This is a genomic window from Aliiruegeria lutimaris (assembly GCF_900099935.1).
Classification (GTDB): Bacteria; Pseudomonadota; Alphaproteobacteria; order Rhodobacterales; family Rhodobacteraceae; genus Tropicimonas; species Tropicimonas lutimaris.
Map to the genome: position 1 here is coordinate 31,006 of NZ_FNEK01000004.1, position 18,208 is coordinate 49,213.

An 18,208-nucleotide genomic window follows, 5' to 3' on the forward strand; every position below is an offset into this window, starting at 1 on the left:
CCTGCAACAACGACAGAAACGCCGGTGGCGGCTATGAGGATCGGGCGGTCGCCCGGAGGTGTCCCAATGGCCGAAAACCTGCTCTTCTGGTTCATCCAGCTTCCAGGTTGGGCGCTGTTTCTCTATCTCGCCTATGCCCAATGCCCAGCGGCGATCCGCTACGAATGGGGTGTGCTCTTGGGAACGCAGGAGCCGGAGGCGCTGATCACACCGGTCGGCAGGGCTTTCTGGTGGGGGCTGGCGCTGGCGGACCTGGTTTTCTACACGCCGCTTCTCGGGCTTGGCCTGGCCGGGCAGGCGCTCGGAACAGGCTGGGCAGTTCCGGTGCTGGCCGCGGCGCTCGGTGTGACGGTCTACTGGCCCATTGCCAGCCTCGCGACGGTGGCCGCGGCGCGCGGCGCGCCGGGCTGGTCGCTGCCAAAGGAGCGCGACTACTGGATTGTTCTTCCCATCATGACGGGCTGGGCCGGGCTGGCGCTGCTCGGTCTCGTGCTGCTGGCCTGACCCGGAGCGGCGGCGCATGAGCGCGAAGCCACGCGAAGCTGATCTTTACGCCCCGGTAAAGGCACTGCTCGAAAGCCAGGGCTACGAGGTGAAGGCCGAGATCGGCGCGGCCGATGTCGTGGCCTGCCGCCCCGGCGAGGACGAACCGCTGGTGGTCGAGTTGAAAACCGGCTTCTCGCTCACCCTCTTTCACCAGGGCGTCGCCCGGCAATCGGTGAGCGACGTGGTTTACCTCGCCGTGCCGCATGTGACGGGCCGCCGGTTTCAACGCTCACTGAAGGAGAATATCACGCTCTGTCGGCGTCTCGGCTTGGGCCTGATCACCGTCCGGCTGCAGGACGGACATGTGCAGTTGCATCTGGACCCGGCCCCCTACAGCCCACGCAAATCGCCACGGAGCAAATCGCGCCTGCTGCGCGAGTTTGCCCGCCGCGAGGGCGACCCGAATACCGGCGGCTCCACCCGCCGTGGCCTCGTCACCGCCTATCGGCAGGACGCTATGCGGATTGCCGCCCATCTGGGCACGCATGGTCCGAGCCGTGGCGCCGAGGTGGCGCGGGCGACCGGCGTGGAGAACGCCACGCGGATGATGGCGGACGACCATTACGGATGGTTCGAACGGGTCGAACGCGGCATCTATGCGCTGACGCCCAATGGGCAAAAAGCCGCCGCCGGGCTGTCTGAATAGCCACATCGCGGATCACGTCCGCGTGTGACCCATTGGCCGGGCTGGACCGGTTTCGCGACTTCTGTCAAATCACGCTCAAACAGGCATACCAATCGAGTTGAGCAAAATGACCACCCCATTCTCGCGCCGCCGCGTGATCGCTGGCCTGGCCGCCCTCCCCGTCCTTTCCGCCCCCGCTCTGTCGCGGGCGCAGGGGCTCGGCGCGCTGGACCGTCCCGTGACCGGAGCGCAGCGCAATATCTCCAGCTTCACCACCCGGAACTGGCAGGACCATTTCGACACGCTCGGCGTGGGCGCCATCGTCTGCGACGTGGACAGCCGCGCGCTCTCCTATTGGGGACCGGATGGCACTTTCCGGGTCTACCCGACCTCAGTGCCCCTGACCGAGGAACTGACGCGCCGCGGCTACACCGAGGTCGTGCGCAAGAAGGAAGGGCCCACCTGGACCCCGACCGCCTCGATGCGCGAACGCGACCCGAACCTGCCGGAATCGGTGCCGCCGGGGCCGGAAAACCCGCTGGGCACCCACGCGATGTATCTCGACTGGCCCGCCTACCTGATCCACGGCACGCATGACACGCGCAAGATCGGCCGGCCCTCCTCCTCGGGCTGTTTCGGCCTCTATAACGAGCAGGTGGCACAGCTTTACCCGCTGGTCGAGATCGGTACGCAGGTCCGCGTACTCTGATCGGGCATAGCCGATCGCCGCTTGCGAGCCGGGCGGCGATTGGTTATCCGGGCGCCTTTCCCCGCCCGAGGAGTCCGATCATGTGTGCCCACACGTTTGCCGTCGATTTCGGCACCTCCAACTCAGCCGCCGCCTTTCTGGATGGCGGAACCATTCGCCGCATCGCGGTCGAACCGGGCGCGGACACGCTGCCAACGGCGGTGTTCTTTCCCACCGAGGGCAGGCGCATGCTGATCGGCAGCGCCGCCGGAAAGGCGCTGATCGCGGGCGAGGAAGGGCGCTACATGCGCGCGCTCAAGAGCATTCTCGGAACGACCCTTTTTCACGAGGAGCGCCCCATCGGCGGCAAACGCCGCAAGCTGTCCGATATCGTTACCGCATTTCTCATCGACATCCGGCAAAAGGCCGAGGCAGAGACCGGCAAGCGGTTCGACCATGTGCTTTCGGACCGCCCTGTACGCTTCCACTCGACCGATGACGACCGCGATGCCCGCGCCGAGACAGATCTGCGCGGCTGTTATCAAGCGGCCGGGTTCGAGCGGGTCGATTTTCTCTATGAGCCGGAAGCGGCGGCGCGGGCCAGTGTCGGCCTGTCGGGCGCGGGCGAGACGGGGCTGATCGTCGATATCGGCGGCGGCACGTCGGATTTCACGCTGTTCCGAAATGGCGCCGAGGGCATCGAGATCCTCGCCAGCCACGGCATCCGCCTGGGCGGGACGGATTTCGACACCGAGGTCTCCATGGCCCATGCGATGCCACTTCTGGGTCATGGTGGCGAGTTGCGTCGCAGCTTCGGGGATGAACGGCTGCCGGTGCCCAACGCGATTTATCGAGATCTGGCAAGCTGGGCAAAGATCCCGTTTCTCTATGCCCGCAACACCGAGCGGCAGGTGGCGGACATGCTGGCCCACGCGGTCGAGACAGAAAAGATCGGCCGGCTGGAACAGGTGATCACCGAACGGCTCGGCCATGACCTCGCCTTTGCCGTGGAAGCGGGCAAGATCGCCGCCAATGGCAGCACCGCCCCGGCGAGAATCGACATGACCCCGATCGAGGCCGGCCTGACGGCGCGCATCACGCAAGGTTCGCTCAATGCCTGCCTATCGGGCTTCTCCGACCGCCTGCGCGAAGCGGTCATGGCTACGCTGGTTGCCGCCGGCACGCCGCCGGGCGAGGTTCAAACGGCGATTTTCGTCGGCGGTTCCAGCCTGATGTCCCTGGTCGGATCCGTCATCGAGGCCACCTGCCCCTTCGCCGGGATCCGCCACTCCGATGCCTTCACCGCCATCGTCGACGGGCTGGCGCTGGCCACGTCGGAAGAGGCTTTTGCCTGATTCCACGCAAGGGTGACGCTGCAACCCAGCTTCGCAAAAAGGAAAGCGCGCGCTTCGCGGGCGCGAACGATCCTGTGGATCGTGCCTCCGGCGGGGATATTTCACGGAAATATGAAACCAGACGGCCTCTCCATCATCTTTCCCCAAATATCCTGGGGGGAGCGCTCGCGAGAGCGCGGGGGGCAAAGCCCCTGTCAACGCCATATAGCCTCGCAAAACAAAAAAATTGCTCAATCGGGCACGGCTTCCCCGGAAGCCGGAATTCACGATCAGGCGGTGAACTCCGCCATGCACTTGGCCGTGATTGCGCCCCGCCCGGACCATCGTTATAGGACGCGCATGTTGGACACCGCCACAAACCGCCCCGCCCTGCCGCCCGAGATTGCCCGTCGCCGGACCTTCGCGATCATCTCGCATCCCGACGCCGGCAAGACGACGCTGACGGAAAAATTCCTCCTATACGGGGGCGCCATCCAGATGGCCGGACAGGTGCGCGCAAAGGGCGAGGCACGGCGGACGCGCTCGGACTTCATGCAGATGGAGAAGGATCGCGGCATCTCCGTCTCGGCCTCGGCCATGTCCTTCGATTTCCACGAGTTTCGCTTCAACCTGGTGGACACGCCGGGCCACAGCGACTTCTCCGAAGACACCTATCGCACGCTGACGGCGGTGGACGCGGCGGTGATGGTGATCGACGGCGCCAAGGGCGTGGAGAGCCAGACCCAGAAGCTTTTCGAGGTCTGCCGTCTGCGCGACCTGCCGATCCTGACCTTCTGTAACAAGATGGACCGCGAGAGCCGGGACACCTTCGACATCATCGACGAGATCCAGGAGAACCTGGCCATCGACGTGACGCCGGCGAGCTGGCCTATCGGCAAGGGCCAGGATTTCATCGGCTGCTACGACATCCTGCGCGACCGCTTGGAACTTATGGACCGCGCGGACCGCAACAAGGTGGCCGAGAGCGTCTCCATCGAGGGGCTGGACGATCCGAAACTCGCCGAGCTGGTGCCCGCCCACCTTCTGGAAACCTTCCTAGAAGAACTGGAAATGGCGAAGGAGCTTCTGCCGGAGCTTGACCCGCAAAGCGTGCTCGAAGGCCATATGACCCCGATCTGGTTTGGCTCTGCGATCAATTCCTTCGGAGTGAAGGAACTCATGGACGGGATCGGCAAATACGGCCCCGAACCGCAGGTTCAGCGCGCCGAACCGCGTGCGATCGCGCCCGAGGAGACAAAGGTCTCCGGTTTCGTCTTCAAGGTGCAGGCCAACATGGACCCCAAGCACCGCGACCGTGTTGCCTTTGTCCGCATGGCGTCGGGGCATTTCAAGCGCGGGATGAAGCTCACCCATGTGCGCACGAAAAAGCAGATGGCGGTGTCGAACCCCGTGCTCTTCCTCGCCTCGGACCGCGAGCTGGCCGAGGAGGCCTGGGCCGGCGACATCATCGGCATTCCCAACCACGGCCAGCTGCGCATCGGCGACACGCTGACCGAGGGCGAGGCGCTGAAGGTGACAGGTATCCCGAGTTTCGCGCCGGAATTGCTGCAGACCTGCCGCGCGGGCGACCCGATGAAGGCCAAGCACCTGGAAAAGGCGCTGATGCAATTCGCAGAGGAAGGCGCAGCAAAGGTGTTCAAGCCGGTCATCAGCTCCGGCTTCATCGTCGGCGTCGTCGGCCAGCTTCAGTTCGAAGTTCTGGCGAGCCGGATCGAGCTGGAATACGGCCTGCCGGTGCGTTTCGAGCCAACGCAGTTCACCTCCGCCCGCTGGCTCACCGGGCCGAAGGACAAGGTCGAAGCCTTTGCCGCCGCCAACAAGGGCCACATGGCCCATGACAATGACGGCGACCTCGTCTACCTGACCCGCCTGCAATGGGATATCGACCGGGTGGAGCGCGACTTCCCTGAGCTGAAGCTCAGCGCAACCAAGGAAATGATGGTCTGAAACCCGGGCGCGGCCGCAAGCGCGCGCCTACCAGCTTCCGATCATGGTCTTGCGCAGCAGGGTGAAACGCCGGGCGAACGGGCTTTCCTCCAGCGCGCCTTCGGCCACGCGGGACGGATCGGCAGCCGCCTTTTCGAGTGTTGCCCGCGCACGCCAGCCAGCGCGCAGGGCCGGGATCGCCGTTTTCGGCGGCCCGGCCTTTCGCGCGTCTTTCAATCGAACCAGCCCTTTGTTTGCCAGCGCCATAACAGCCTCCGGCCGACCATCGTGGAGCGGGCGCCGTCCGCGCGCTTCCAGCTCGGGAACGGCCCGCAGGAACGCCGCCAGACCGGCGGCCCAACCCGCGTCGCGAACGGGTTTCTCGGCCTCGACAGGCGTGCCGAGCGCTAGCGCCGCAACCCACATCAGCCCGGCCGCACTCGCCTCGATATAGGCGCGAAACGTCGCTTCATCCTCGAAAGGGTCACGATAAATGTCCCAACGTCGCGCCTCGACAAGCGCCTGCAAGGGTTCCACCGGCACGGCCCGCACCCGCTGCATCTCCGTCAGTGGTTCTGCGACCTCATGCGCCCGCGCCGGCTCACCTGCTGCGATCTCGCCCAGCACGTCATGCCACCATTGCAGCCGCATCTCGCAGATCATCGGCTCCTGGCTCACCCAGGGAATGCGCGTGACCTCGACATTGAAGGCATAGAGCGGGAACAGCACCTCGCGCGCGGCAACCGGGGCCGCCATCGTGGCCAGGAACCGATCCGGATCGCCCTTCTCGACGATCGCCGCGCAGTCGGAAATGCTCATGCGGGGGCAACCACGCAGAGAAGATAGGCGATGCGCTCCGGCGCCGCCCGCCACTGGGCGATTTCCGCCTCGCCCTCGGCCAGAACGCCCTCCAGCGCCTCCGAAACCGGCTCAGCCCGAAGTTCGGCAATGCGCGCTTCCATCGGCGCGTAATACGCCTCCCAGGGCTCGCCAATGATCAGCCGTCGGCCGAGCACCCGGTACCCCGCCTGCTCGACCCGTTCGACAATCCCGGCCTCCTCGGTGATCCCGGGGTAGTCCGCCCAGAAATCCCGAACCGCCTGCGGCTCGTCGCCACCCAGCAAGACCGGCTCGGAAAACGCGACCTTTCCGCTGCGGGTCAACGCCTTCCGCCATGCCGAAAGCGCCTCGGTCACGCCGAGGAAATACATCGCCCCGGCGCACCAGATCAGGTCATAGGGCCCGGTCAGTTCGGCCATGGAGCCGGCCCACGCCTTGACCCTCGGGCCGAACCGCGCACAACGCGCCGCCGTGGCCTCGGCGAAGGGCGCATGCAGGTCGAGCGCGTCGATCCACGCCTCCGGCAGCATCTCGGCCAGCGTCACAGTATCTGCGCCCGGCCCGCAGCCCGCATCACAGATGCGCGCCTCGCCATGCGTCCCGGCAAGCTCGACAGCCCATCGCACATCTTCCGGCAGCCCTGGCCCCTCTCGGGGCAGATCCTTGTGAAGCGTGAAAAATGCTGTCAAATCCATGCCTTGCCTATTTCCCTTTTGCCGGCGCCCCATCGCGGACCAGCTTCCACTGGATCGCGCCCAGAAGCGCCTCGAATGACGCGTCCACGATGTTCGGCGACACGCCAACGGTAGACCAGCGCCGCCCCGCGGAATCTTCGCTGTCGATAATGACACGGGTGACCGCCTCGGTGCCACCATTGGTGATGCGCACCTTGAAATCGACCAGTTTCATGTCGGCAATATAGGGCTGCAAGGGTCCGAGATCCTTGGCAAGCGCCCGGCTGAGCGCGTTGACAGGTCCACGGTCCGAGCCGCCCGGATCCAGCGATTCCGACACGGAAAGCACCTTCTCGCCATTGATGAAAAGGACGACCACCGCCTCGGAGAGCGTGATCGTCTCGCCCAGCCGGTTCTTGCGCCGCTCCACGATCACCCGGTAGCGGTCGATGGTGAAGAATTGCGGCAGCAGGCCCAGTTCGCGCCGTGCCAGCAGCTCGAAGCTCGCCTGCGCGGTGTCATAGGTGTAGCCCGCCGATTCCTGCGCCTTCACGAGGTCGAGGATCCGCGCCAGTGCCGGATCGCCCTTATCCACCTTCAGCCCGGCATCGCTGAGCCGCTTGCGCAGGTTGGACTGCCCGGCCTGGTTCGACATCGGGATGATCCGCTCGTTTCCCACCACGGACGGGTCTACATGCTCATAGGTCGACGGGTCCTTGAGCATCGCACTCGCATGCAGCCCTGCCTTGTGGGCAAAGGCCGAGGCGCCGACATAGGGGGCCGAGCGCAGGGGCACGCGGTTCAGGATGTCGTCCATCATCCGGCTAGCACGGGTCAGGCTGGCCAGCCCTTCCCGGCTCACACCGGTTTCCAGCGTGCTGGCATAAGGTTCCTTGAGCAGCAGCGTCGGGATCAGCGAGATCAGGTTGGCATTGCCGCAGCGCTCGCCCAGCCCGTTCAGCGTGCCCTGCACCTGGCGGGCGCCTGCGTCGACCGCGGCCAGCGTGTTCGCCACCGCGTTCTCGGTGTCGTTATGGGTGTGAATGCCAAGCTTGTCGCCGGGGATGCCGCTGGCGATCACCGCCTTGGTGATCTCGTGGACCTCCGCCGGCAGCGTGCCGCCATTGGTGTCGCAGAGCACGACCCAACGCGCGCCCGCTTCCAACGCAGCGTGCAGAGAGGCCAGCGCGTATTCCGGGTTGGCCTTGTAGCCGTCAAAGAAATGCTCGGCATCGAACATCGCCTCGCGCCCCAACCCGACAAGGTGCGAGATCGAATCCGCGATTGCGGCGATATTCTCTTCAAGTTCGACCCCCAACGCCTTGGTAACGTGGAAATCATAGCTCTTGCCGACAAGGCAGACCGCCGGCGTTTCCGCGTTCACCACGCCAGCCAGGACCTCGTCATTGGCCGCCGAACGGCCGACCCGCTTGGTCATGCCAAAAGCGAGGAAGGTGGCGTTTTTCAGCTTCGGCGCGCTCTCGAAGAACTCGCTGTCGGTCGGGTTGGCGCCGGGCCAGCCGCCCTCGACATAGTCGATGCCCAACTCGTCCAGCATGAGCGCAATCTCGTGCTTGTCCTCCAGGCTGAACTGCACGCCCTGCGTCTGCTGTCCGTCCCGCAGGGTGGTGTCGAACAGGTAAAGCCGTTCCTTGCTCATGCCACACCCTCTCCCTTTTGCATTCTTTCAGTCCCCCATGTACCGAACCGTACGGAGGGCAGTGCCCGAACCGTGGGGTGGGCGAGAAGCGCCCGCCCCGGGGGGGCGGTTAGGACGCTGCTCGGGACGCACGCGCCCCTGGTGGTGTTTGAGTGGGCGGTCACTGCAGTTCTTCCAGCTTCTGGAGATCGACGAGCTCCCCAAACTCCCAAACAGTGCCTTCTTTTCCGTCCTTCAAGATGATCCCGGCCGCAGACAATCCATCGCGAATTCTGTCGGCTTCTGCGAAATCTCTCGCCGCCTTCGCTTTCGTGCGGGCCTCGACTAGATCGTCAATCATGCTGGCGACCTCTGCATTTACCCCGACTTGCAATCCGCCAGAATCAACGAAGCGAGTCGCCACCCAATCGCCCATCTCGTCGAGCAGCAGCCCCATCAACTGGGCCGAAGCCTTCAGACCAGCCAGATCGCCTTCGCCGGCCAGCTTGTGCAGCGCGGCAATCGCGCCCGACGTGTTCAGGTCGTCACTGAGCGCGGCGATCACCTCGGGCGCAGGGCTCGGAGAGGGCTCGATGCCCTCGACGAGTCCTCGCCACTTACGCAAGGTCGCCTGCGCCTGCCGCGCCTTTTCAGCGGTCCAGTCCATCGGCTTTCCGTAATGCGTCTGAAGATAGACAAACCGGATCACCTCGCCCGGAATGCCCTGCTCCAGCACGTCATGCACGGTGAAGAAATTGCCCAGGGACTTGGACATCTTCTTCCCTTCGACCTGCAGCATCTCGTTATGCATCCAGATCTTCGCAAACTTCCCCTCCGGATGGGCGCAACGGCTCTGGGCGATCTCGTTCTCGTGATGCGGAAACATCAGGTCGTTTCCTCCGCCATGGATGTCGAAGCTCTCGCCCAGAAGCGCAAGGCTCATGGCCGAGCACTCTATGTGCCAGCCGGGCCGCCCACGGCCCCAGGGACTTTCCCAGCCCGGCAGGTCGTCCGTCGACGGCTTCCACAGAACGAAATCCATCGGGTCTTCCTTGTAGGGCGCAACCTCGACCCTTGCTCCCGCGATCATGTCATCAACTGAGCGCCCGGATAGCTTGCCGTAATCGGCGTATTCGCGCACGCGGAACAGGACATGCCCTTCCTTCGCGTAGGCATAGCCATCTGCAATCAGCCCCTGGATCATGGCGATCATCTCGCCGATATAGGCCGTCGCGCGTGGCTCGTGGTTCGGCACCATGACCCCAAGCTTGCCCATATCCTCGTGATACCAGCGGATGGTCTCCTCGGTGATGTCCGAGATCGGCCGCCCGCTCTCCTGGGAGCGCTTGTTGATCTTGTCATCCACGTCGGTGAAATTGCGCACGTACGTCACGTGCTCCGGCCCGTAGACATGGCGCAGCAACCGGTAAAGCACATCGAAGACGATCACCGGGCGCGCGTTGCCCATATGCGCGCGGTCATAGACCGTCGGCCCGCAGACATACATCCGCACGTTGTCGGGGTCGATCGGCTGCAGCACTTCCTTGCTGCGGGTCCTTGTATTCCAGAGCCTTATCTCGGCCATGATCACTCCTCGCGTTGCGCGCGCGGCGGGTCTAGCAACTTCGATCTGAAAAGGAAATGAAGGAACCGGCCCGCCTGACGATGTCAGCAGGTAATGCAGATGCAAATGTTGATGCTGCGATGGTTCATAGCGTCGCTCATAGCCTGCCCGCCCCGTGCCGCCAAGCCCTTTCCTGTCCACCCTTGCCGCGACCGCTCGGCGCAGGCAAAGTGCGTGCATGGATCGCGACAGCATCAACGCCTTTTGCGCGGCGCTCCCGGGTGCCGAGGTCAGCGAGCCCTTCGGGCCGGGGCATGACATCTGGAAAGTGGGCGGCAAGGTTTTTGCGGCGCTTGGCGCGGAGAACCGTGGCGTCTCGGTCAAATGTGCAGATGTGGAGACCGCCGAAATGCTGCGCGAGGCCGGTCCGTTCGAAAAGGCACCCTATTTCCACCGCTCCTGGGTCCTTGTGCCTTTCGATGGCGTGGAACGGGACGAGGCGGAACACCGCATTCGGGCTTCCTATCAGCACATCCGCGCGGCACTGCCGAAAAAGGTTCAGGCCAGCCTTGGGCCATTGTGAGAACCGCAAGGAAAGGACATGCCTCATGGACCCTATCACAGAGTTTCAGAGCCTCTTTGACCGCTATGTCGCGGCCTATCGCTCCGGCGATGCGGCCGGATGCGCCGCCCTCTTCACCGAGAATGCGCAGATGCACTCGCCCTATGCGCCGCCCGCGCATGGCCGTTCCGAGATCGAGGCGGTGCACCGCGACTGGACGTCAGACGATGTGAGTGGAAAGGAGGTTGTCGTTCTCGAAGCCGGCATGTCGGGCGATCTGGCATGGTGCCTGGCCGAGTTCCGCGAAGATGCCACTACCGATGAGGGGACCTCCCTGAACCTGCTGGAACGTCAGAAAGACGGAAACTGGTTGATACGCGTGTGCAGCCTCAACGAGGCATTCGCACCGGAAGGTTGACGCCCCCGCGCTTCAGCCCAGAACAATCCGGGGTGACTCGGTCGTCTCCAGCACCTCTCCCACCATGGACGCCTGCGCGAAACCGTGGCGCGCGAAAACGGCCAGCACCTCGTCCAGCGCCGTAGGTGCGCAGGAAACCAGTAGGCCGCCGCTGGTCTGCGGGTCCGTCAGCAACGCGCGGTCAATATCAGAAAACCCTTCTGGAAGAACCACTTCCGCGCCATAGCTCGCCCAGTTGCGACCCGAGGCCCCGGTGACGTGGCCGCTCTCTGCCATGGCACGCACCTCCGGCAGGAAGGGCACGCATGCCCAGTCGAGCCTCGCGGTGCAGCCTGACCCCCGCATCATCTCCAGCATGTGTCCGGCAAGGCCGAACCCCGTCACGTCGGTCATCGCGTGCACGCCCGCCAGCGCGGCCAGTTCGGGGCCGGGCGTGTTGAGCTGAGTCGTGACCTCGATCATCCGGGCGTAACCCTCGGCGCTGAGTTGCTCTTTCTTGAGCGCGGCGGAGAACACCCCGGCGCCAATCGGCTTGCCCTGCACCAGAATGTCCCCCGGCCGGGCCGAGGCGTTCTTCTTGACCAGGTCGGGATGCACGATGCCGAGCGCGACAAGGCCATAAATCGCCTCCACCGAGTCGATGGAATGCCCACCCACGACCGGAATGCCGGCCGCCCGCGCAGCCGCCTGCCCGCCATCGAGGATCCGCCCGATGGTCTTCTGCGAGAGCCTGTCGATCGGCATGCCGACCAGCGCCAGCGCCATGATCGGCCGCGCGCCCATCGCGTAGACATCGCTGATCGCGTTGGTCGCTGCAATGCGGCCGAAATCGAACGGGTCATCGACGATGGGCATGAAGAAATCGGTGGTCGCCACCAGCGCCTGCTCGTCGTTCAGCCGGTACACCGCCGCGTCATCGGCATTCTCGGTGCCGACCAGCAGTTCTTCGGGCAGCTGCATCGGCGTCGTCTCGCGCAGGATCTGCGACAGAACCGCCGGCGCGATCTTGCAGCCGCAGCCGCCACCGTGGGAGAGCGAGGTCAAACGCGGTTCGCGGGGGACTTGCACATCATTCATGAGATTTCTCCGGACAACGGGCAGACAGCACGCAGCCTGCACTGGGAAAGGAACACGGGGGGCCACTATGCCCCGCTAAAAGCCAAGTCAATCTTTCCGCCACAGCCGCAAACGCAACCCGGACTTGCATGGCCACACCCACGCGCCAAAGGCGCGCCACCGCCCAATGCCCGGAGATGCCGCAGGCATCGAGGAGCGCGGGCAAGCGCCCTGCCCGCTGGAGCGGCGGTTGGGGCGGTTCCTGTCTCGAAAAGGTCCTGAATCGCGGCGGACGAAGCAAACCGGCCAGATCGTCCGCCCTTTCAGACCTCGTGGATCAGGACGGAATGTTGACCGATTGGCCCGTCCGCGACGATGTCTCGATTGCCTCGATCAGCCGGTGCGATACCAGTGCCTCGCGCCCAGTGACAATCGGTGCACGTCCATTGTGCAGGGCATCGATAAAGTCTTCGATCACGGCCTGATGCCACTCGTGCCGACCGGTCAGGTGTTCACCTTCCACGGCGGGTCCGGTCCCCGCCTCGACCTGCCTGCGCCCGTCGCGCCAATTCACCTCGAGCGTATCCTTGTCCATCTGCAACGATCCCTGTTCGAAGTGAAGCGTGATCGTCTCTGTCCGGTGCGGGAACATCGCCGTGCTGGCGACGAAGGATCCCACCGCGCCGCAGGCGAACCGCAAGCCCGCGATGGCGAAATCCTCCGCCTCCATCCGGTGCAGGGGCGTTGTCGCTGTCATTGCCTGAACGCCAACGACCGGCCCGGTGAGGCTGAGCGCGAGATCGATGGAGTGGATCGCGTTGGTGATCATCACGCCGCCGCCATCGCGGGCATAGGTGCCGCGACCCAATTCGTCGTAATAGGACTGATCGCGCCACAGCGGCACCGCGATCTCGACGAGGCCCAGCTTGCCGAGCTCGCCGCTCGCGATACGTTGCGCCGCCGCGATCGCCGGCGCGCGCAACCGGTGCTGAAAGAGCACCCCGAGGATGACGCCCGCGCGCTCACAGATTTCAACGACCTCCAGCGCTTCGCCGGTGGTGCGTCCGACCGGCTTCTCGAGAAGGATGTGCTTGCCTGCGCGGGCCAGCACGTCGATGACCTCGCTGCGTACACTCGGCGGGGTCACGACGATTGCCATCTGGATCGACGGGTCCGCAGCGACCGCGGCCAGATCAGAGGTGAACTGGGGCGCCTGACCCGCGTAATACTCCGCGAGATACTGTGCACGCTCGGGATGGTGCGAGACGATCGCTTCAAGCTTTGCCACGTCGCGCGCAGCCGACAGCGCAGCCACATGGGTCTTCGCGATCATGCCGGCACCGATAAGCGCCACCCCGACGCGCTGCTGTTCAACTGTTTTGCCCATGTCCCGTGCCCTGCAATTGCCTATTCCGAACATCTATCCTGCAAGTTCCGCCAGGACACCAGTCAAACCCGCCGGCGCACGAGTTGCAGCCATGGTGCAACAAACGCCTGCCCCATCGGCACGTTGCCTCAAACCAACGGCGTCCGCCCTTCCAGCACGGTCCGGAAGACATCCGTATCCACATTGCCCCCCGACAGGACCACACCCACCTTGCGCCCGGCCATCGCTTCCCGCTCCTGGCAGAGCGCGGCCAGCGCCGCCGCGCCGGCCCCTTCGGACAGGTTATGCGTGGTCTCGAAATAGAGCCGCATGGCGGCGGCCACCTCGTCGTCGCTTACCGTCACGATCCGGTCGGCGCCGCGCACGTAGATCTCGAAGGCCTCGGCCACCGGCACCCGCACCGCCATGCCGTCGGCAAAAGTCGCCGCCGAGTTGGTCTCGACCAGCTTGCCGGCCGCAACCGACAGCTGCGCACAGGCGGCTTCGGTGGAGACGACACCCACGATCCGCGTCGACAGCCCAAGCGCGTCCCGCGCCAGGATCGTACCGCAGATCCCCGAGCCACAGCCGATGGGCACGTAAACCGTATCGAGATCCGACAATGCGTTGAGCAATTCCCAGCCATAAGTGCCCACGCCGCGCACAAGCTCCGGGTGGAAAGGCGGAACAACCGCGAGCCCCTCGGCCTCGGCCACGCGCATTGCTTCTTCCTTGGCCGTATCGAAATCGCTGCCATGCACGACCAGCTCGGCGCCAAAGGCTTCCATGGCGGCGTTCTTTTCGACCGAGTTGCCTTCCGGCACATAGACTAGCGCCCGCATCCCGGCCGCCCGCGCCGCCAGCGCCTGGCTCTGGCCGTGATTGCCGCGCGTCGCGGTGCAAATGCCCGGGCAGTCCGGCTGACTCCGCTTGAGCCAGTCGATGAAAGTAATGCCCCCGCGCACCTTGAACGCCCCGGTCGGCGCATGGTTCTCATGCTTCACCCAGACCTCCGCCCCGACACGGTTGGACAGAAGGGGCCAATGCCGCTGTGGCGTGGGCGGGACAAGACGGTGAACCAGTTCCGAGGCGACCTCGAATTCGTCAGCAGTGAAACGCAACATTCCGGACTCCCAATTTCGCCCGGCAAAAGAGCACTCCCGGGCGGCGACGACAATCCGCCGGGCTGCGACCTTTCGCGTCGGCCAATGCTGGCCGGGCGCGGATCATCCGATTTGACAATCTTCCGGCTCCGATGCCCGATGCGGCCCATGAAAGCTTCCGCACGCCTCTCCACTCTGCTGCCCGACGGTAATGACGGCTGGGACCTCTACCGCAAGGCGCTGGCCCGGCAGAACGCCGGCATGCCGGTCACGATGCTCACTATCGGAGAACATGATATCGGAACCGCGCCGGCCATTCTCGACGCCATGGACGCCGCCGCCCGACGCGGCCTGACCGGCTATGCCCCGGTGCCCGGGCAGAACACCCTGCGCGCCCGCGTGGCCGAGCGTATCGAGCGCATGACAGGAACCGCGACAGCCGAAGAAAACGTGCTAATCGTGCCGGGCGGACAGGCCGGCCTTTTCGCCTCCCATATCGCGACGCTCGATCCCGGCGACACCGCGCTTTTTGTCGATCCCTACTACGCCACCTATCCCGGCACGATCCGGGGCGCGGGCGGGCTGCCGCGCGCCATTGTCACCGGGCCAGAGACCCGCTTTTGCCCGAGCCGGGATGCGCTGGCCGAAGCCGCGCCCGGCGCGCGGACGTTGCTCATCAACACGCCCAACAACCCCACCGGGCAGATCTATGACCGCGTGACGCTGGAGGGCATCGCCGAGGCCTGCATCGCCCACGACCTCTGGCTGATCAGCGACGAGGTTTACGAAACGCAGGTCTGGAAGGGCGCCCATCTCAGCCCGCGCGCGCTGCCCGGCATGGCCGAGCGGACGCTGGTTGTCGGCTCCATGTCCAAGAGCCACGCCATGACCGGCAGCCGCATCGGCTGGGTCGTCGGCCCGGCCGAGATCATCGCCCATATGGCCGACCTCGCCACGCACACCACCTATGGCGTGCCCGGTTTCGTGCAGGCCGCCGCGCTTTGGGCGCTGCAACAGGGCCCGGATCTGGAGGCGGAGGTTTCCGCCCCCTTCCGCCGCCGCCGCGCGCTGGCCGAACAGGCGCTGGCCGGCAACAACCGGATCCGCGCCCTGCCCTCGGATGCCACCATGTATCTCATGCTCGACATCCGACCGACTGGCCTGAGCGGCAGCGCATTCGCCGAAGCGCTCCTTGAGGCCGAAGGCATCGCTGTCATGCCGGGCGAGAGCTTCGGACACGCGGCGGCAGGCCATGTCCGCGTCGCCATGACAATCGAGGATGAGGCCTTTGCCGAGGCACTCGCCCGACTGGCCCGTTTTGCCGAAACCTGCCCGAGCGGCACCCCGACCAATTACGAGGAGACCTGAGATGCGCCACGATCCCGGCCCCGGCTTTCGCGCCCTGCATCGCCCCGGCTCGCCCTTCATCCTCGCCAATGCCTGGGATACGGGCTCGGCACGCTTGCTGGCCGGCATGGGCGCCGAGGCGATTGGCACCTCTTCCGCCGCCCACGCTTTCACGCTCGGCCGACCCGATGGCGGACAGGTAAGCCGCGACGAGGCACTGGCCCATGCCGAGGCGCTCGTTGCCGCCACGCCGCTGCCAGTCTCCGGCGATTTCGAGAACGGCTTCGGCGATGCTCCCGAGACGGTCGCCGAGACGGTGCGCCTGGCCTGCGAGGCCGGACTGGCGGGTATCTCCATCGAAGATGCCGCACTCCCCGGCGACAGCGCCTACCCGTTCGAACTTGCCGTCGAGCGCATTCGCGCAGCGGCCGCCGCCGCACGCGCCCTGCCGCGGGATTTCTTCCTGCTGGCGCGCGCCGACGGCATCATGAACGGACATTATGGCCAGCAGGAAGCGCTGAAGCGTATCCGGGCTTTCGACATGGCCGGGGCCGATGGGCTCTACGTGCCGCTGCCGGCCAGTATGGACGACCTCGCGGAAATCTGCGCCGCCACCCAAAAGCCGGTCAACGCGCTGGCCGCCGGTCCCTACACCGCCGTCTCGCGCGACGCCTTCGCCGCAATCGGCGTGGCGCGGATCTCGCTCGGCTCGGCCTTGGCCCGGGCGACACACCGGCTGATCCACGACGCCGCATTCGCGATGTTCGGCAGCGGAGACTTCACCGCCCTCGGACAGGATATCTCCGGCGGCGAGGTGGCCGAGATCATGGCCCAAGGGAGCGATCGGCAGCATACGGACAAATAACGAACCGTCGCGCCGCACAGAAATCAACGTGCTCCGCGAGCGAACGTGTCACTCCTTGCACCCGAACGAACGCGCCCCAGGGGGCCGTTCGACCGGGTGACGGGACACTCCTTCTTCCTCTTTCAAAAAAATATCCCGGGGCAACCTTTGGCACCGCCATTGGACCAGGAAATTCATTGCCCGGTCCGGACCGGTACAATGACGCGGGACCACACTCGTCGCCGGCGTGCCATGCATCGCCTTCATGCCACCCATGCCGATCACGCCCGGTGCGGCGCTGGTGACCGGTTTTCCTCCGGAAAAATTCCAATAAACGCGCGCCAACAGGAAAAACGCGCCCTTCCAAGACTGGAGTAAACGTCATGTCCCACAACGGCACCGCTGCCGCCAATCCCGCAGTCGTCGGCCTGGGAGGGTTCGGACTTACCACCTTCCTCTTGCAGTTGCACAATCTCGAACTCATGAGTGCCGGCCCCGTGCTTTGGGTCGGCCTGATTTATGGCGGGCTTGCACAAATGATCGCGGGTTTCCAGGAACAGAAGACCGGCAGTCACTTCGGCTACAGCGCCTTCGTCTCCTACGGGGCCTTCTGGATCGCGCTCTGCCTGCTGCTGATGGCCAACCATTTCGGCATCTTCACCTCCAGCACCACCGATGTCGGCTGGTTCATGGCCGCGTGGACCATCTACACAGTGATGATGTGCATCGCCGCCTTCCGCATTCACGCTGCGATGGCTTTCACATTCCTGACGCTGCTGATCGGCTTTGTCGGCCTTGTCATCGGCCATTTCGGCGCACCCACTTTCAATACACTGGCCGCGATCGACCTGCTCTTCTGCGCCTTCGGTGCCTGGTACATGATGATCGGGGTCATCCTGAAAGACGTCTACGGCCACGAAGTCCTGCCGATGGGCAAGCCCTGGATCAGCGACCTGCGCGCAGAGAAGAACCTCGGCGCGCCGGTGGCGTCCTGAGCGCAGCAATAACGGCAAACGGGCTGGCCTCTGCCTGCAAAGACAAGGGCCAGCCCGTCTCCCGTAGCCTGGCGCACATCTAGCGCCGCAAGGCCGGTCAGGCCTCAGGAGCGGTAATTCACGCCCACTGTCGCGGTGGTGGCATTGACCGTTCCGAAATCGCGGTAGTCGTCGAAGCGATGCTTGGCGATCTCACCCGTAAGGCTGATCGTGTCGCCGATCATCGTCTGGACACCGACAACCCAGTCTCCAAGATCCCAGTCATAGCCGGCCGAGACGCCGCCAATCATGTCGTCGCCCTCCAGACCGTCGGTCAACTCCCCGTAGCCAAGTTGCAGGCCCACATGCCCGCCCGTCCAATCGGAGCTTGTTTGCACGGGGATCGGTGTCGGGGCCGGTTCGATCGCGACCGGGTCCAGCGAGCCGGCAAAGGCGGGTGCGGCAAGTGTCAGGGCGAGGGTGGCGCCGATGGCGCGGGAGGAGAAATTCTTCATCGGTTTCCCTTTTGGGGTTGGGCTGCTCATGTAGCCATTCTGCCTCCCTTGAAGCGGAGGCATGGCAGATCTAGGCACCCTGAACCGCGCTCCAACCATCCGTGCCAGGATTGGAGAACTACGCCTTGGTCACAAGAAAAACCGTTCGCATACCTTTAGGAAATAT

The 18,208-nt window shown here is 64.9% G+C and carries 18 protein-coding genes; 10 read left to right on the plus strand and 8 right to left on the minus strand.

What is annotated here, in order from left to right; translation table 11 throughout:
* The first annotated feature begins 66 nt into the window (after positions 1-66).
* The 5 genes from BLR85_RS03160 (at position 67) to BLR85_RS03180 (ending at position 5,161) form a co-directional block, all read left to right on the plus strand.
* Entirely contained in the window at positions 67-504 is a 438-nt protein-coding gene (locus BLR85_RS03160; protein WP_093149332.1) for a hypothetical protein, read from the plus strand.
* Between the two features lie 16 nt (positions 505-520).
* Entirely contained in the window at positions 521-1,192 is a 672-nt protein-coding gene (locus BLR85_RS03165) for a DUF2161 domain-containing phosphodiesterase (protein WP_093149337.1), read from the plus strand.
* Positions 1,193-1,298: 106 nt separating this feature from the next.
* Positions 1,299-1,880, plus strand: coding sequence for a L,D-transpeptidase (locus tag BLR85_RS03170; RefSeq protein WP_170844443.1), 582 nt, complete (start codon positions 1,299-1,301; stop codon positions 1,878-1,880).
* Between the two features lie 80 nt (positions 1,881-1,960).
* On the plus strand, positions 1,961-3,214 hold the full coding sequence (locus tag BLR85_RS03175) for an Hsp70 family protein (protein WP_093149347.1): 1,254 nt from the start codon (positions 1,961-1,963) through the stop codon (positions 3,212-3,214).
* 339 nt (positions 3,215-3,553) lie between these two features.
* Positions 3,554-5,161 (plus strand): peptide chain release factor 3, encoded by a 1,608-nt coding sequence (locus tag BLR85_RS03180; RefSeq protein WP_093149792.1) that lies wholly within the window; start codon positions 3,554-3,556, stop codon positions 5,159-5,161.
* Between the two features lie 27 nt (positions 5,162-5,188).
* On the opposite strand, the gene BLR85_RS03185 is transcribed toward BLR85_RS03180, so the two are convergent.
* From BLR85_RS03185 to cysS, 4 genes are all read right to left on the minus strand, one after another.
* Positions 5,189-5,959, minus strand: coding sequence for a phytoene/squalene synthase family protein (locus BLR85_RS03185; RefSeq protein ID WP_093149352.1), 771 nt, complete (start codon positions 5,957-5,959; stop codon positions 5,189-5,191).
* Entirely contained in the window at positions 5,956-6,675 is a 720-nt protein-coding gene (locus tag BLR85_RS03190) for a class I SAM-dependent methyltransferase (RefSeq protein ID WP_093149356.1), read from the minus strand. Before BLR85_RS03190 ends, BLR85_RS03185 begins: the two co-directional genes overlap by 4 nt.
* Positions 6,676-6,682: 7 nt before the next feature.
* Entirely contained in the window at positions 6,683-8,314 is a 1,632-nt protein-coding gene (cimA, locus tag BLR85_RS03195; protein ID WP_093149360.1) for a citramalate synthase, read from the minus strand.
* Positions 8,315-8,474: 160 nt separating this feature from the next.
* Positions 8,475-9,878: a cysteine--tRNA ligase gene (cysS, locus tag BLR85_RS03200; RefSeq protein ID WP_093149364.1), complete on the minus strand. Its 1,404-nt coding sequence runs from the start codon at positions 9,876-9,878 to the stop codon at positions 8,475-8,477.
* A gap of 217 nt (positions 9,879-10,095) precedes the next feature.
* Here cysS and BLR85_RS03205 point away from each other — a divergent pair, with 217 nt between their 5' ends.
* On the plus strand, positions 10,096-10,440 hold the full coding sequence (locus tag BLR85_RS03205) for an MmcQ/YjbR family DNA-binding protein (RefSeq protein ID WP_093149371.1): 345 nt from the start codon (positions 10,096-10,098) through the stop codon (positions 10,438-10,440).
* A 25-nt stretch (positions 10,441-10,465) separates the two neighbouring features.
* Complete coding sequence (locus tag BLR85_RS03210) at positions 10,466-10,837, plus strand: YybH family protein (protein ID WP_093149376.1); 372 nt, start codon at positions 10,466-10,468, stop codon at positions 10,835-10,837.
* Between the two features lie 12 nt (positions 10,838-10,849).
* On the opposite strand, the gene selD is transcribed toward BLR85_RS03210, so the two are convergent.
* The 3 genes from selD to BLR85_RS03225 form a co-directional block, all read right to left on the minus strand.
* The gene (selD, locus tag BLR85_RS03215) at positions 10,850-11,914 is read right to left on the minus strand and encodes a selenide, water dikinase SelD (protein WP_093149380.1); all 1,065 of its coding nucleotides are present in this window, start codon (positions 11,912-11,914) and stop codon (positions 10,850-10,852) included.
* A 316-nt stretch (positions 11,915-12,230) separates the two neighbouring features.
* Positions 12,231-13,280 (minus strand): Gfo/Idh/MocA family protein, encoded by a 1,050-nt coding sequence (locus BLR85_RS03220; RefSeq protein WP_093149385.1) that lies wholly within the window; start codon positions 13,278-13,280, stop codon positions 12,231-12,233.
* A gap of 128 nt (positions 13,281-13,408) precedes the next feature.
* Positions 13,409-14,383, minus strand: a complete 975-nt coding sequence (locus tag BLR85_RS03225; RefSeq protein ID WP_093149390.1) for a threonine dehydratase — start codon at positions 14,381-14,383, stop codon at positions 13,409-13,411.
* Positions 14,384-14,530: 147 nt separating this feature from the next.
* Between BLR85_RS03225 and BLR85_RS03230 the strand changes: the two genes are divergently transcribed.
* The 3 genes from BLR85_RS03230 (at position 14,531) to BLR85_RS03240 (ending at position 17,548) form a co-directional block, all read left to right on the plus strand.
* Positions 14,531-15,730, plus strand: a complete 1,200-nt coding sequence (locus BLR85_RS03230; RefSeq protein ID WP_093149796.1) for a pyridoxal phosphate-dependent aminotransferase — start codon at positions 14,531-14,533, stop codon at positions 15,728-15,730.
* 1 nt (position 15,731) lies between these two features.
* Positions 15,732-16,574 carry an isocitrate lyase/PEP mutase family protein gene (locus tag BLR85_RS03235; RefSeq protein ID WP_093149394.1) on the plus strand — a complete coding sequence of 281 codons (843 nt, stop codon included), beginning with the start codon at positions 15,732-15,734 and terminating at the stop codon, positions 16,572-16,574.
* A 362-nt stretch (positions 16,575-16,936) separates the two neighbouring features.
* Entirely contained in the window at positions 16,937-17,548 is a 612-nt protein-coding gene (locus BLR85_RS03240) for an acetate uptake transporter (RefSeq protein ID WP_093149398.1), read from the plus strand.
* A 104-nt stretch (positions 17,549-17,652) separates the two neighbouring features.
* Here BLR85_RS03240 and BLR85_RS03245 read toward each other — a convergent pair whose 3' ends face one another.
* Positions 17,653-18,072 (minus strand): hypothetical protein, encoded by a 420-nt coding sequence (locus BLR85_RS03245; RefSeq protein WP_244520591.1) that lies wholly within the window; start codon positions 18,070-18,072, stop codon positions 17,653-17,655.
* Between the last annotated feature and the right edge of the window lie 136 nt (positions 18,073-18,208).